The sequence below is a fragment of the Acinetobacter legionensis genome (assembly GCF_048552295.1).
Lineage (GTDB): Bacteria > Pseudomonadota > Gammaproteobacteria > Pseudomonadales > Moraxellaceae > Acinetobacter.
Genome location: NZ_JBIMCW010000024.1, coordinates 1 through 14,631, shown reverse-complemented (window position 1 = coordinate 14,631; position 14,631 = coordinate 1). Strand labels below are relative to the sequence as shown.

Below are 14,631 nucleotides of genomic sequence, written 5' to 3'. Positions count from 1 at the left end.
ACTCAAATCGTGAGTCAAAAATATTAACTGCTCGAGTTCACTCTAGCTCAAGCATTTTTTGTGCATATACTTCAATTTTATAGTCGACAATGCTTTGTTCTTGCTTGAGTCTTTGAATTTCTTGTTTTAATTGAACAGAATGGGCAATAAGAAGATCTTGTCTTTGTTTTAAGGTTTGCTCTCCTTGTAGTCGAAATTGGGCAAAATCTTGCATTTTTTCTAGAGGCATGCCTGTTGATTTTAAGCGTTTTACCCATTCAAGCCATTCCAGATCAAGTTTGGTATATACACGTCGCCCAGATTGATTACGATGGATATTTTTCAGCAAGCCTATTTGTTCATAATAACGCAGGGTATGGATAGAGAGTCCAGTTTTTTTAGAGATATCAGAGATAAACAAAAGTGACTCCATAGCTTTACGGATAAAAATAGATCATATAAAAAAACCGCCCAATCTCTTGAGCGGTTTTTTAAGATTAAAGTGACAAATTATTTTTTGTCATCTTTAACTTCAGTGAATTCAGCATCTACAACGCCATCATCAGCTTTTTGCTGTTGTTGGCCTGCATCACCACCGAATTGGTTAGGATCGAAGCCTTCAGCGCCGCCTTGACCTTGAGCTGCTTCATAAGCACGCTGAGTGATCGGCATAATGATGTTTTGTAAAGCTTCAGTTTTTGCTTTAATTGCATCAACATCATTTTCTTTTGCAGTCACTTCTAACTCAGAAACTGCTGCTTCAATTGCAGTTTTTTCATCAGCAGTGACTTGTTCGCCAAGATCTTTCACAGCTTTGTTTGCAGAAGCAACTAAAGCATCAGCTTCGTTACGTGCTTTTGCAAGCTCTTCAAACTTACGATCTTCTTCAGCATTTGCTTCAGCATCTTTGATCATTGCTTCGATTTCAGCATCAGACAAACCAGAGTTTGCTTTGATCTGGATAGATTGTTCTTTACCAGTGCTCTTGTCTTTTGCTGATACTTTTAAAATACCATCAGCATTGATGTCGAACGATACTTCAATTTGTGGCACACCACGTGGCGCAGGTGGAATGTCGCCTAATTGGAAGTTACCCAACAATTTGTTTTGTTGAGCCATTTTACGTTCACCTTGGTAAACTGAAATATCTACCGCTGGTTGGTTATCTGCTGCTGTAGAAAACACTTGAGATTTCTTCGCAGGAATCGTGGTGTTTTTCTCAATAATTGCAGTTAATACGCCACCCATGGTTTCGATACCAAGTGTTAATGGTGTTACGTCAAGTAAAAGTACGTCAGTTTTGTCACCAGACAATACCGCACCTTGAATTGCCGCACCAATCGCAACAGCTTCATCCGGGTTCACATCTTTACGAGGTTCTTTACCGAAGAACTCTTGTACTTTCTGTTGAACCATTGGCATACGTGATTGACCACCAACCAAGATCACGTCAGAGATGTCAGAAGTCGAAAGACCTGCATCTTTAAGTGCGATACGGCAAGGCTCAATTGTACGCGCAACTAAATCAGCAACTAAACCTTCTAGTTTGGCACGTGTTACATTCATCACTAAGTGTTTAGGACCAGTTGCATCCGCAGTGATGTATGGCAAGTTAATTTCAGTCGAATTAGATGAAGAAAGCTCAATTTTAGCTTTTTCAGCTGCTTCTTTTAAACGTTGTAATGCAAGTGGATCTTGTTTCAAGTTGAAGTTTTGCTCTTTCTTGAACTCTTCAACCAAATAGTCGATCAATGCATTATCAAAGTCTTCACCACCAAGGAATGTATCACCATTGGTTGACAATACTTCGATTTGTTGGTCGCCATCTAAGTCAGCGATTTCAATGATTGATACGTCAAATGTACCACCACCTAAGTCATATACAGCAACTTTACGGTCGCCTTCTTTTTTGTCCATACCGAACGCAAGTGCAGCAGCAGTTGGTTCGTTAATGATACGTTTAACTTCTAGACCAGCAATACGACCAGCATCTTTTGTTGCTTGACGTTGTGCATCATTGAAGTAAGCAGGAACTGTAATAACAGCTTCTGTTACTGTTTCACCTAAATAATCTTCCGCAGTTTTTTTCATTTTTTTCAAAATTTCTGCAGAGATCTGTTGCGGCGCAAGTTTTTTGTCGTTTACTTCAACCCAAGCATCACCATTATCAGCTTTGATGATTTTGAATGGTGCAATACCGATATCTTTTTGTACTGCTTGGTCTTGATACTTACGACCAATTAAACGCTTGATTGCGAATAATGTATTCTTAGGGTTAGTCACTGCTTGACGTTTAGCAGATTGACCCACAAGAATTTCGCCATCTTTATATGCAACGATAGAAGGTGTTGTACGGGTACCTTCAGCATTTTCAATCACTTTAACTTTATCGCCTTCAAGTACAGCAACACATGAATTCGTTGTACCTAAGTCAATACCAATAATTTTAGCCATAAATCAAATTCCTCTAAATTCTTTTGAATCCCTGGTTTCCTCTTTTTGCAAAGGGGAGTTAAAAGGGATTTTCTTGTTATCCGATATGAGAGCCATTCAAAAATTTTCAAGTCATGATTTGTGAAAATTCATGAAAATATTTTTAAAAAGCTCCTATTTATTACGCTTATTGACCAACCATCACCATTGCAGGGCGAAGTAGTCGACCATTTAAGGTGTAGCCTTTTTGCAAAACTGTGCCAATTTGGTTGGCTTGTGCATTTGGGGCGATCCCGACAGCTTGATGTAAGTCAGCGTTAAAACCATTGGTTGTGTCTGCTTCAACAACACCGAATTTTTCTAAAGTGGTGAGAAGTGATTTCAAAGTCAGTTTTACGCCTTCGAGTACAGGTGTTTCTTCATCACCACCTGCAAGAATTGCACGTTCAAGGTTGTCGACAGAATTTAATAATTCTTTGGCAAACTTTTCTAACACAATGTCTTTATGCTTTTCAGCATCACGTTGAATACGTTCTACACTTTTTTGTGCTTCATAAACTGCATTTGCAGTACGTGCTTTTTCGAGTTTTAAGCTCTCTTCAAGATGACTGATTTGAGCCTGTAAAGCTTCAACGGTAACTTCAACCTGTTCATTTTCAGCCTGAGTTTGCTGTTCGGCTTGCTCGTTTTGAATATCTTGGGCTTCTTGATTCTGCTCAGTTGCCATTGATTTACTCCGTTTAAATGGGTTCTTAAACATGTACAGTCCTTATCGGCAGCAGTTTTGCACTGTGTTCATTTTTGAACTGCCATGATCGTTTAATTCATTAATGAATAAGAAATGTGGGCGAGCCGCTAAAATTCAAGCAGTTTTAGACATTATTTAATGAAATTCAGTGAAAAAAGCGGATCTAAGAGAGAAATCTTAAAATTTAAAGATATTTTTGTTGGAATAATCATCAAATCAATGATTATTTTTTTAGATTAAAAATTTAAATTTATGAGGAATTGATGCGGTTATTGGTTAAAAATGATGAGTAAATTCAAAAATTAAAATTGAATGAATAGATCAAAATACTTAACTCACATGTAAAACCGATTAAACTTATTGAAAATAAGGCTTTGCGAAAAAGCAATAATTTAATTATCATGCTTCATAGATTCTATGGCTGTAGTTTCTTTTTTTAGTTTGAACAATGTTTTCATCGCTTATCCAATCTTCTTGGGTAAGCTTTTTTTTGTCTTGTAAAAACCATTAACAATGTAAGTAATGCGAAACTTTTATGGTAAAAGTATATCTTTTATTAGATAGACTTTTGCCTAATCGCATTCAATCCCATAAAAAAATCCAGCGAAATGAAACAAGTATAATGAAAAATAAAATCGGTCAATCTAAATCATTGATTTAATAAACTTTGCATAACTTATACGGCAATACCTTAAAAGTCTAACCAAGCTTCAACGAAGTTTGCAGAAAAAATAGCAATCATAGTCAGCACGACAACGCAGTCCTGTGTTGCCGTTTTTTGATAGAGTGATAAAGGAATTTATGATGAAAAAATCAGGTCTTATTTTTATGCTATTGGCTGGTGTTGCGGTCATGAGTACGGCGTGTACATCAAGTGAAACAACACAAGCACCTGAAACGACCCAATCAGCACCAATGAGTTCTGCAGATCAACAACAATCGGCACAAACTTCGACGGTAGATCCGACTCAACAAGGTACTGCTGTTGAGGGTGATGCGACGATTCAGCAATCACAACCTGCTCAAGCAACCAATGACCCAAGTTTAGTTGAACAACCTTCAGCTCAGTAAATTTTAAAATAAAAAATCAGGCAATTTATGGATGCCTCCATTGCCTGATTTTTTATCAATAACTTTTGAAGAGATGTTATTCACCCGCCAAAGAACATTCAAAATTGGTTCGATCTACAGTACAACGTGCCCGTTTAAGCACTGACATCATGGTCGGATCGTAAATACCTTGTCGGGTTAAATCCATACGTCCATCTCGTAACAGCTTTTGATATTTTTCAGTATCTACTTTACTTAAATTCAAACGATATTTAGCAGGAATGCCTTCTTCTAAACGTTTGACCATACTGAATTGACGCGGAAGTTGCTTGATAAACCAGGTTCTAGAATCATTGCCAAAAGTAGCTGGGAATTTTTGAGATCTAAACACCAGATCAGCAGTAACATTAAGCACTGGAAAATTGATCAATGCACCTTTAGAGCCAAGCCCTTTTTCCATTTCTAAAGGTTTAAATGCATAGGCTGGTGCTCCCACCATTGGTACTTCACCTGTATTAAACTTCTTAATAAAATTGGAAATATCGGATGGAACAGGAATTGCTCCGACACGTTCAACCATTGCAATCTGTGCTTTGTCATACGCCAATACCGCAAATTTTTTACCTTTACCTTTTTCAATGGTATTGATGGCTCGATCATTCACAAAGATATAGGCAGGGCCAATTTGACCGATTCCACCAATTTCTATTTCTTCATTGTCTATCTTGGTTTTTAAGCGTTTTACATTACGTTTATCCAAGACAAAGGTAATCGCTTTGAGCGCAATGGCATTGGTTGGAACACCACCCAACGCATCAATAGATCCTGCGAATTTATTGTATTGGCGTGCACGCATTGTGGTGATATAGGCAGCATCACATTTGCCATTTTTAAAATCTTTATCAGCAAGCTCTTCATTTTGGTAAGCAATGAGCTGGACATCGGTATTCCATGTTTTTGCAGCGAGTGCCCACTCTTCCATCATTTTATAGGATTCACCAGCTTTCCCTAATAAATCAAAAACACAGATTTCTTGTTTTGCTTGAGAGGTACTTGATATTCCTAATAATACGATTGTAGTAAGGGCAAGAAATTCCTTTTTCATGTTATATCCTTATACTTAAAACGCGTTTTATTTATACTAAATATAGTAATTTTATTTGAATAAAAATAGAGTTTTTACTCTATTTCCGATGAATAAACCATTGAATAGCTTACTTAATGTGATTTATTTATCTTAATAAAATATTATTGTGATGTTGTTATGGTTGTTGGTGTGGGTTTAGTGGCTTAATTAAAATCTTGTTAATTTTGATCGATCTAGAAAAATAAAATAGATTTCAAGTTTTGTTAATCAATAAAACATATAAGTAAATCTAAAAAACGTATTTTTAATAATATACAAAAAAACCGTACCATGAGGCTGATTCCCATCTCTTTTTATTTATTCTAGTCCATACATTGATCATGAAATTTCAGCAACTGATTTTGCTTTGCTCAGCTATAAGTTTATATAGCTATAGTGGTTTGGCAAATGCTCGCCCTATCGTCATTGGTTATCAAACCAACATAGAACCTGCAAAAGTTGCACAGGCTGATGGTGTGTATGACAAAGTGATTGGGGAAAAACTGGATTGGCGCTTATTTAATAGTGGTGCAGAGGTTTTAACTGCATTGGCTTCTGGTTCTGTAGATATCGCACTGATTGGTTCAAGTCCGTTAGGGGCAGCTGTTGCCAATAATTTGCCCATAGAGGTGTTTTTAATTTCTACCGATCTGAAAAGTGCGGAAGCCTTAGTGGTGAGAAATGGCTCAGGAATTAATAGTCCTCAGGACTTGATTGGGAAAAAGGTGGCCACGCCATTTGCTTCGACTTCCCATTACAGTTTATTGGGGGCTTTGCAGCATTGGAATATTAAAACCAATCAAATACGGTTGTTGAACCTAAAACCAGCTGAAATTAATGCAGCATGGCGCAGAGGCGATATAGATGCAGCTTTTGTCTGGTCACCTGCACTTGCCAATATTAAGAAAACCGGCAAGGTCATCACAGATGCAGGGCAGGTTGGGCAATGGGGATCTCCTACATTTGAAGTTTGGGTAGCACGTAAAGATTTTGCACAGAAGCATCCTGAAGTCTTAGCAAAGTTTTCAACAGTGACACTGAACTATTACCAATCTTATAACCAGAATAAAAGTCGTTGGACTGCCAACTCGGCTGAAGTGCAAAAAATTGCCAAAATTACCGGCGTAGATGCTCAAGATGTGCCAGCGCTTCTTGCTGGCGCCGCCTATCCAGATCGTCAGGCGCAATTAAGCACTCAATACCTTGGTGGGCGGACCACACAAAATATTGTCAACTCAGTGAACTTTTTAAAAGCACAAGGTCTGGTGAGAAAGGTTTCTCCAAATTATCAACAGTTTATTAACACGCGTTTTATTCAAACATCGAAATAGAGATCGGAAGTATTCATCATGGCTGTATTGACTGTAGAACATGTACAAGCACAGTATCCGGGTGCTGAACAACCAGTTTTGAAAGATGTGTCATTTCAACTGGGTTCTGAGCAACTGATGGTTGCATTAGGTGCTTCAGGCAGTGGTAAAACATCCTTATTAAATCTGATTGCTGGATTTACTCAACCACAAGCAGGCACTTTAAAACTGGATGGTGAAGCAATCGTTGCACCTAGCCGAGACCGTGGTGTGGTGTTCCAAGATGATGTTTTATTGCCTTGGCAAAATGTAGAAGACAATATTGCTTTTGGTTTAGAGCTTGCAGGGGTTGATAAAAAAACACGTCAAAACCGTGCACAAGCATTACTCAAATTGGTGAATTTAGAAGGCTTTGGTCAACGCCATATCTGGGAACTTTCAGGCGGGCAACGTCAACGGGTTGGTTTAGCGCGTGCTTTGGCTTCTGACCCTAAAATATTATTGATGGATGAACCTTTTGGTGCTTTGGATGCGTTTATTCGTGAACAAATGCAGTGCTTATTATTAGATGTTTGGAAGAGCACGTCCAAACCTACTTTCTTAATTACCCATGACATTGAAGAAGCTGTTTTTCTGGCTACAGATCTGATTATTCTTGCACCAAATCCTGGGCGAATTGTGGAAAAGCTGGAGTTGGATTTTGCTAAACGCTATGCCAATGGCGAGCCAGCACGAAGTATTAAATCAGATCCCAAGTTTATTGAAATGCGAGAGCATGTGTTGAGTTGTGTATTCATTCAAAATAATCAGGATCAATACCATGTTGCTCAGAGCGACCAAGCTCAAGTGGAAAAGGTGGAGTAATGACAGCACAATTAGACCCTAAATTGATCCCTCGTACAGTTGAATCTCAGACTGTGGAGGTGAAGGTTCCACGTGAAGTCAATATTACTTTGATCAGTAGTATCACGATCATTACTTTGATTGCAATTTGGTGGCTGGTCACCACTTTAGGCTGGATTGATGCTTTATTCTTACCATCACCAACCGCCGTGTTGCAGCGTTTCAATGATTTGTTCAGCAATGGCTATATGAGTATTAGCTTGTGGAGTCATATTGGCGCAAGTTTGGGTCGTATCGGCACGGCGTTGATTGCTGCGGTTATCACTGCGATTCCAGTGGGGATTGCGATTGGTCGCAATAAAATTGTGCGGGGTATTTTAGATCCCATCATTGAGTTTTATCGTCCGATTCCACCACTGGCGTATTTACCTTTGATTGTAATTTGGTGTGGTATTGGTGAATTGTCCAAGGTACTACTGATTTATCTGGCAATTTTTGCACCGATTGTTATCGCAACAGCAACCGGTGTCCGTTCAGTCGACCAAGCCAAAATTCGTGCTGCACAGTCTTTGGGTGCAAGCCCAATGCAAATTATTAAACATGTGGTTTTACCAAGTTCTTTACCGAGCATTTTAACCGGTATCCGTATTGGTCTTGGGGTGGGATGGTCGACTTTGGTGGCAGCAGAGTTGGTTGGTGCTTCTGAAGGTTTAGGCTTTATGGTGCAATCATCTTCACAGCTTTTGGCTACGGATGTTGTGATTGTCGGGATTTTAATTATCGCTGTGATTGCCTTTATTCTGGAAATTGGTTTACGTCGTTTGCAAAAGAAATTAGTCCCTTGGGATAAGCAATCTCAGTAAGTTATTTTTCGCTACATTTTTCGATAGCATATCGCCATATTTAGTTTTAACGTTTTAATGATGCATTGCCTTTAATACATCGTGAGATGATCGAGGAAGAAATGAACGCTGTTGTTTCAAATATTTTTAAAGTTACCCCATTAAATCCAACGATTGGTGCGCTGATTGAAGGTGTGAATTTCAATCAGCCTTTAACACCTGAACAAAAGGCTTTGATTGAAGCAGCTTTATTGAAACATCAGGTGATCTTTTTCAGAAATCAGCCGATGACTGCACAGCAACATGCAGCTTTGGCGCGTCAATTTGGTCAGTTACACATCCACCCAATTTACCCCAATATTCCAGAACAACCAGAAATCATGGTTTTAGATACGGAATTAAATGATTTACGGGATAATGCACTGTGGCATACCGATGTGACTTTTCTTGAAACACCAGCAATGGGCGCAATTTTAAGTGCAAAAAAAGTCCCTGCATGGGGTGGAGATACGCTTTGGTCAAGTGGAACAGCGGCGTTTGAAGCATTATCCAAACCGATGCAAGCGATGTTGTCTGGTTTAACTGCAACACATGATATTGCGCGTTCATTTCCAGTAGATCGTTTTGGTGGTGATCCTGCTGAATTAGAAAAGCTAGAACAGGCTAAGAAAAAACATCCTCCGATTAGCCATCCTGTGATTCGTACTCATCCTGTCACAGGTCGTAAAGCTTTATTTGTGAGTGAGGGTTTTACCACACGAATTAATGAACTCGAAGCCAAAGAAAGCGATGCTGTCTTGAAAATGTTGTTTGAACATATTCAGAAACCAGAGTTTGTAGTGCGTTGGTCATGGCAGGCCAATGATGTGGCATTTTGGGATAATCGTTGTACCTTCCACTATGCTGTTGATGATTACCGTCCTCAGCACCGTGTTATGAATCGAGCCACTTTGATGGGTGATAAACCTTTTTATCAAGCAGATTAAGGTTTAACTTGTTATAAAAACCAATCAAATTTGATTGGTTTTTTATTTTTGAAACAACTGAATTTGAATACAACTTTTTGAAACTTCAATATTTAAAAAATACATTAAAGAAAAAATCATAAAATGAGCTGTTGGTAAAAGTATCGGTATGCTGTGTTTGTCGGTGTTCACAAAACAATTTGAATATTCAAGCTCTGATGAAACCTTGTTGCTGAGCAATAATGTTTAATTATTCATCAAAATTAAACAAATGATCAACATACTAGGCCATAAATATTTATTGCTTGTTGGAAATATCATGTTGATTAATAATAAAAAGCAAATCATTTTGCTGAGTGTACTGTCTACGCTGTTGGTTGCTTGTAATGATGATAATGATCATTCAAATACTGAAAAACCAGTAGAGGCAAAAGCTTTAGAACTGAATATCTTGCATATTAATGACCATCATTCACATTTAGATGAAGAAAGCATTAAATTTAAAAGCAATGTGGGGACAGGGGATGAAGAGTTTAGTGTTGCAAGTGGTGGATTTGCACGTGTTGCAAGCTTAATTAACCAACTTGCAGTAGAAAAGAAAAATGCTTTAAAAATACATGCTGGTGATGCGATCACTGGCGATTTGTACTATAACTTAACGGATGGTAAAGCAGACGCAGATGCAATGAACACCGTTTGTTTTGATACATTTACGCCTGGTAACCATGAGTTTGATTCTAAAGATGATGGATTAAAGAAATTTATTGGTTTCTTGGATCAAAGTTCTTGTAAAGACAAAACCCAAATTTTAACGGCCAATGTCAGTTTTGGTGCATCTTCACCGTTGTATAAAACCAATCGCATTTTGAAGTCACAAGTGTTTGAAAAAGAGGGGGTTAAATTTGCAATCATTGGTTTAACGGTTGCTAAGAAAACCAAAAACTCTTCTCAACCAAATGCTGATACATTGTTTGCAGATGAAATTGAAACAGCACAAAAAGAAATAAATCAATATAAAGCACAAGGTATTAAAAATATTATTCTTCAAACCCATGTGGGATATGACTTAGACCAACAGCTGGCAAAATCACTTACCGATGTTGATGTGATTATTGGGGGTGATTCACATACCTTGTTGGGCCCTGACAGTCTTAAAAAATATGGCATGACACCTGAAGGTGCTTATCCAACACAGCTGAGAAACAAAGATGGTCAATTGGTCTGCGTCGCGCAAGCTTGGCAGTACAGTTATATCGTGGGCGATTTAAATGTGAAGTTTGACAAAAACGGGAATGTCGAAAGCTGTAGTGGAACACCACATGTACTCATTGGCAATAACTTTACCCGTACCGCCAAAGACGCAAAAGCAGTCACCGAAACTGAAAAACAAGCAATTCTGACGCAATTTAAAACAGATCAGGCCCCATTTACTGTTGTAATGCCACTACAAAAGACTTTGGATGTTTTAAAACCGTATCAGGAACAAAAGAAAAAATTTGCTCAGGAAATCGTAGGTCAAGCGACAGATAATCTCTGTTCACGTCGAGTCCCTGGTACACAACGGGATGTAAATCGTTCAACACTCGGCGATATCTGTAATAAGAATACCCATGTCGATCAACATGGTGGAGATATTCAACAAATTATTGCTGAAGCGTTTTTACAACAAGGAAAGACTTTCTTTGGCGCTGATATCTCATTCCAAAATGGTGGTGGTGTCCGTGAAGATGTTGCTTTAGGGGATGTGACAGTTGGTAAAATTTATAATGTCTTACCGTTCAAGAATACATTGTTGCGTTTAGATCTGACGGGTGCTGAAGTTAAAGCCACCTTAGAGGATGCAATAGATGGTGTGATTGCCCAGAATAATACGGGTAGCTACCCATATACTGGTGGTATGCGTTGGAATGTTGACTTTACCAAAGACAAAGGCCAGCGTCTTAACCAAATACAAGTACGTAATGCATCTGGGCAATATGAAAATCTAGATCTCAATAAGACTTACAAAGCGATCACGATTGATTTTCTTGCCAATGGTGGTGACTACTATACTACCCTGAAAACCATTACTGGTGAGCGCCGTGTGAATGTTGGCTTAGACTATGCTGAGGCTTTCCTCAAATATGCCCAAGGTTTGGCTGGTCAGACAGGTCAAAAGAAAATTAATAAATTAGCAACGGCTGAATACAGTACCCAGATATTTATCGATAAAGCAAAATAAACTGAAACAAACAATCAAAATCCCGCTTCGGCGGGATTTTTTTCGTTGGGTCGTTAATGAAAACTGACAAAATCCTATGTTGGTGATGAATAAATAATTGCAAAAAACCATGCTTAACTTTAAAATGAGCCAAAATTTAGCCACGATGGCTTAAATAATCACAATGACAAACCTAATTTTCTTTTCACTTGCCTCAATTTGATCTTGTAACGTTGCCTTTTGACAAGATTGTTTACAACCACTGACTGGTTGCAGGATAACCATAATATCTTGATTGAACCCATCGTTTTAAGCAGGGTGCTTAAAATGTGATTTGAATCAGCTGTTAAATTCAATATTCGGGAGAAAAATCATGTTGTTTAACGTATTTCTCATTTTGGGCTTTAAATAGACCCTATACATTTTTAATCGTTTAAATTAAACGAAAATAAACCTTATTTTAAAGAATATACATGTTCTGAGGGATGACTTTGCTTGCAGAAAATGCAAATTGGAAAAAGTTTAGCCTTCGGCATGAAAAGAAAAAAGTGAATATATGAACGAATATATTAATCAACCTTTTGCACAAAATATGCATCAGGTTGACGTAGAGGATTTTGCTGAAATTTCTCCGATTGTAAAACTTTGGGCTTTTCGATTTTTGGTCGAGTTAGGTGGTGCAAAAGAATTTATTTCTGATCATTGCTTTAGTCATCAATGGATTGCAAAAAAGTTAGGTTTTTCTGAAGCATTACTTGCAGATAAGTTCGATGAGCAAGCTGCTTATCAGGAACTCAACCATTTGCATAAAAATAGCCAACAGCAAAATTTATTAGATAATTTTCAGTTCAATGCTGAGTTGCAATATAACCTAAAGTTAATACAGCAATTACTGGATTTAAATGCTGTTGAAAGCACGATTTTAGGCTTTATCGTGATGTTAAACAGTGAACAACTTTTAGATGATATTGCGGATACCATCGGTGAATTGACTGCGTCTAAAACCATACGTGCTTTGGCTGTAGTTTTAGATTTGCCTTATGAAGCAATTCGTCAGGCTTTGTCTGTACAAGGGCGTTTACATCGCAGTGGCTTAATCAGTGTTCAACAACACTATCGTAATTATTTACGTGGGAAATTGAATCTGGTGTCAAACCAATTAGCCGATAAGTTATTGGTGAAAACCAATGATGTTATGGATCTGTTTGTTGGAACCATTAATAAAAGTCAGCCTGCTGAATTAACCTTAGAGGATTATCCTCATTTACACACTGAATTGACTTTACTCCTAGCTTATTTAAAGCAAGTCAAAATGAGTAAGCAACAGGGTGTAAATATCTTCCTTTATGGCAGTTCAGGCACAGGAAAGACACAACTGTGTAAGAGCCTTGCAGATGAAATGGCGGTGCAACTTTTTGAAATCTCCTGTGAAGATGAAGATGGTGATGCAATTTCAGCCACAGGGCGTTTATGTGCGTATCGTGCAGCACAATGCATTTTCGACAGTCAATCTGCTTTATTGATGTTTGATGAAGTCGAGGATGTGTTTAATGACACCGAAAATGGTGTGGGGATGAAAAGCACTGCGCAAAGTCGTAAGGCTTGGGTCAATCGTATTTTAGAGCAAAATCGTACACCAACGATTTGGGTGTCTAATTCCGATCAGCTTGATCCTGCGTTTATACGCCGTTTTGATATGGTGCTTGAAATTAAAGTGCCACCTAAAAAGCAACGCAGAAGTTTTATCGAGCAACATTGTGGTCAAGAACTTAATCCTTTGTATCAGGAAGCCTTGGCCAATGTTGAACAATTATCTCCAGCAATTTTACGCCGTAGTTATCGTGTTGCCAAAGCGGCTCAAATGCACAATGAGCATTTAGTGATACAGGAAAGCATGACCAAATTGGTTTCCAATACCTTAAAAGCACAGGGTTACCAAGGTATTAAATTGCAAGATAGTAATGCTTTGCCCAAGTTCTATGATTTGAACTATATCAACTGTAAGGTGAATCTTGCGGAGATCGCATCAGGTATCCAGCAACATGGTTTTGGCCGGTTATGTCTATACGGAGCATCAGGAACAGGTAAAACTGCATTTGCACGATGGTTATCTGAAACCATCAATCGACCTTTACTGATTAAGCGTGGTTCAGACTTAATTTCTGCTTGGGTCGGTGAAACAGAACAGAACCTTGCTAAAGCGTTTCATGAAGCCGAAGACTTACAGGCAATTTTATTGCTGGATGAAGTAGATGGTTTATTACAAGATCGCCGCCAAGCAACCCGCTCTTGGGAAGTTTCTCAGGTAAAAGAGTTTTTGGTTCAAATGGAAAGCTTTAATGGCATCGTGGTGGCGACAACCAATCGCTTTGATGAACTTGATCAAGCTGCATTACGCCGTTTCGATTTTAAAATGCATTTTGATTTTCTAAATTATGCACAGCGTTTGGCTTTACTGGAAAATGTCTGCACACAACTCAAACTTGTTGTTCATGAAGCCGATATAAAAGTAAAGCTGCAATCTTTAGATCGTTTAAGTGCAGGAGACTTTGCTGTGATTGTACGACAGTCCTGTTTTCATCCTTTTGAAAATGTGAATTCTATTCTGCAGCATTTAACAGATGAAATTACTGCAAAATATAAAAGTGCACAAAGTATAGGATTTACCGCATCAAATTGATGCGGTTTTTCTTTTTGAATCCTGATTCAGTTGAATAATGCTCAGATTTTGTGATTCGAGAGTGGAAAACAAAGCATAAAAATAACTTTAATATGAAAAAAATAATGAAAAATGCTTAAAAAATAGATAAAAAGCATAAAAAATCACTGATTTTGAGGAAAAAATGCACATCCGATAAGAAAGTTTAAAAAAAGGGGTTGTGTTGGGTTGGGAATGCTGTAGAATGCACATCCATCGGCGGTGATGTTAAATAAAACTTCTGATAAATCAGGCACTTGATTAAGTTGTTAGGATTTCGAATTGAGATTTTAAGATGAGATTGAAGTTGGGTTTGTTAGAAAAAATAATTAACATTATTGATTGACTTTTTAGAGATAGAGAGTAGTATAGCCGACCTAGCTTGATGCTGACGAAGCATTGAGAAGATCATTAAGAGAATATGAAGAACAACTTGT

At 38.0% G+C, this 14,631-nt stretch carries 11 protein-coding genes; 7 read left to right on the top strand and 4 right to left on the bottom strand.

Going from position 1 to position 14,631, the window contains the following annotated elements:
- Positions 1-37: 37 nt before the first annotated feature.
- From ACG916_RS16585 to grpE, 3 genes are all read right to left on the bottom strand, one after another.
- Positions 38-400, bottom strand: a complete 363-nt coding sequence (locus tag ACG916_RS16585) for a MerR family transcriptional regulator (RefSeq protein WP_105714719.1) — start codon at positions 398-400, stop codon at positions 38-40.
- 89 nt (positions 401-489) lie between these two features.
- Entirely contained in the window at positions 490-2,433 is a 1,944-nt protein-coding gene (gene dnaK, locus ACG916_RS16580) for a molecular chaperone DnaK (protein ID WP_004719012.1), read from the bottom strand.
- A gap of 166 nt (positions 2,434-2,599) precedes the next feature.
- Positions 2,600-3,139, bottom strand: coding sequence for a nucleotide exchange factor GrpE (gene grpE / locus ACG916_RS16575; protein ID WP_419330654.1), 540 nt, complete (start codon positions 3,137-3,139; stop codon positions 2,600-2,602).
- Between the two features lie 822 nt (positions 3,140-3,961).
- On the opposite strand from grpE, the gene ACG916_RS16570 reads away from it, so the two are divergent.
- Complete coding sequence (locus tag ACG916_RS16570; protein WP_224964478.1) at positions 3,962-4,231, top strand: hypothetical protein; 270 nt, start codon at positions 3,962-3,964, stop codon at positions 4,229-4,231.
- A gap of 76 nt (positions 4,232-4,307) precedes the next feature.
- Here ACG916_RS16570 and ACG916_RS16565 read toward each other — a convergent pair whose 3' ends face one another.
- Positions 4,308-5,315, bottom strand: coding sequence for a putative solute-binding protein (locus ACG916_RS16565; RefSeq protein ID WP_004719019.1), 1,008 nt, complete (start codon positions 5,313-5,315; stop codon positions 4,308-4,310).
- Positions 5,316-5,677: 362 nt separating this feature from the next.
- On the opposite strand from ACG916_RS16565, the gene tauA reads away from it, so the two are divergent.
- The 6 genes from tauA (at position 5,678) to ACG916_RS16535 (ending at position 14,176) form a co-directional block, all read left to right on the top strand.
- The gene (gene tauA, locus ACG916_RS16560; protein WP_056515465.1) at positions 5,678-6,667 is read left to right on the top strand and encodes a taurine ABC transporter substrate-binding protein; all 990 of its coding nucleotides are present in this window, start codon (positions 5,678-5,680) and stop codon (positions 6,665-6,667) included.
- Positions 6,668-6,685: 18 nt separating this feature from the next.
- Complete coding sequence (gene tauB, locus ACG916_RS16555; protein ID WP_056515461.1) at positions 6,686-7,510, top strand: taurine ABC transporter ATP-binding subunit; 825 nt, start codon at positions 6,686-6,688, stop codon at positions 7,508-7,510.
- The gene (gene tauC, locus ACG916_RS16550; RefSeq protein WP_056515459.1) at positions 7,510-8,352 is read left to right on the top strand and encodes a taurine ABC transporter permease TauC; all 843 of its coding nucleotides are present in this window, start codon (positions 7,510-7,512) and stop codon (positions 8,350-8,352) included. Before tauB ends, tauC begins: the two co-directional genes overlap by 1 nt.
- A 101-nt stretch (positions 8,353-8,453) precedes the next feature.
- Positions 8,454-9,317: a taurine dioxygenase gene (gene tauD / locus ACG916_RS16545; RefSeq protein WP_056515455.1), complete on the top strand. Its 864-nt coding sequence runs from the start codon at positions 8,454-8,456 to the stop codon at positions 9,315-9,317.
- 298 nt (positions 9,318-9,615) lie between these two features.
- Entirely contained in the window at positions 9,616-11,517 is a 1,902-nt protein-coding gene (locus ACG916_RS16540; protein WP_056515453.1) for a 5'-nucleotidase C-terminal domain-containing protein, read from the top strand.
- A gap of 535 nt (positions 11,518-12,052) precedes the next feature.
- Positions 12,053-14,176, top strand: a complete 2,124-nt coding sequence (locus ACG916_RS16535; RefSeq protein WP_419330650.1) for an AAA family ATPase — start codon at positions 12,053-12,055, stop codon at positions 14,174-14,176.
- The last annotated feature ends 455 nt before the right edge of the window (positions 14,177-14,631 follow it).

Coding starts and splice junctions, on each gene's coding strand:
- tauB (WP_056515461.1), top strand. CDS start 6,686: ATGGCTGTATTGACTGTAGAACATGTACAAGCACAGTATCCGGGTGCT.
- tauD (WP_056515455.1), top strand. CDS start 8,454: ATGAACGCTGTTGTTTCAAATATTTTTAAAGTTACCCCATTAAATCCA.
- ACG916_RS16540 (WP_056515453.1), top strand. CDS start 9,616: ATGTTGATTAATAATAAAAAGCAAATCATTTTGCTGAGTGTACTGTCT.
- ACG916_RS16570 (WP_224964478.1), top strand. CDS start 3,962: ATGATGAAAAAATCAGGTCTTATTTTTATGCTATTGGCTGGTGTTGCG.
- ACG916_RS16535 (WP_419330650.1), top strand. CDS start 12,053: ATGAACGAATATATTAATCAACCTTTTGCACAAAATATGCATCAGGTT.
- dnaK (WP_004719012.1), bottom strand. CDS start 2,433: ATGGCTAAAATTATTGGTATTGACTTAGGTACAACGAATTCATGTGTT.
- tauC (WP_056515459.1), top strand. CDS start 7,510: ATGACAGCACAATTAGACCCTAAATTGATCCCTCGTACAGTTGAATCT.
- ACG916_RS16565 (WP_004719019.1), bottom strand. CDS start 5,315: ATGAAAAAGGAATTTCTTGCCCTTACTACAATCGTATTATTAGGAATA.
- grpE (WP_419330654.1), bottom strand. CDS start 3,139: ATGGCAACTGAGCAGAATCAAGAAGCCCAAGATATTCAAAACGAGCAA.
- tauA (WP_056515465.1), top strand. CDS start 5,678: ATGAAATTTCAGCAACTGATTTTGCTTTGCTCAGCTATAAGTTTATAT.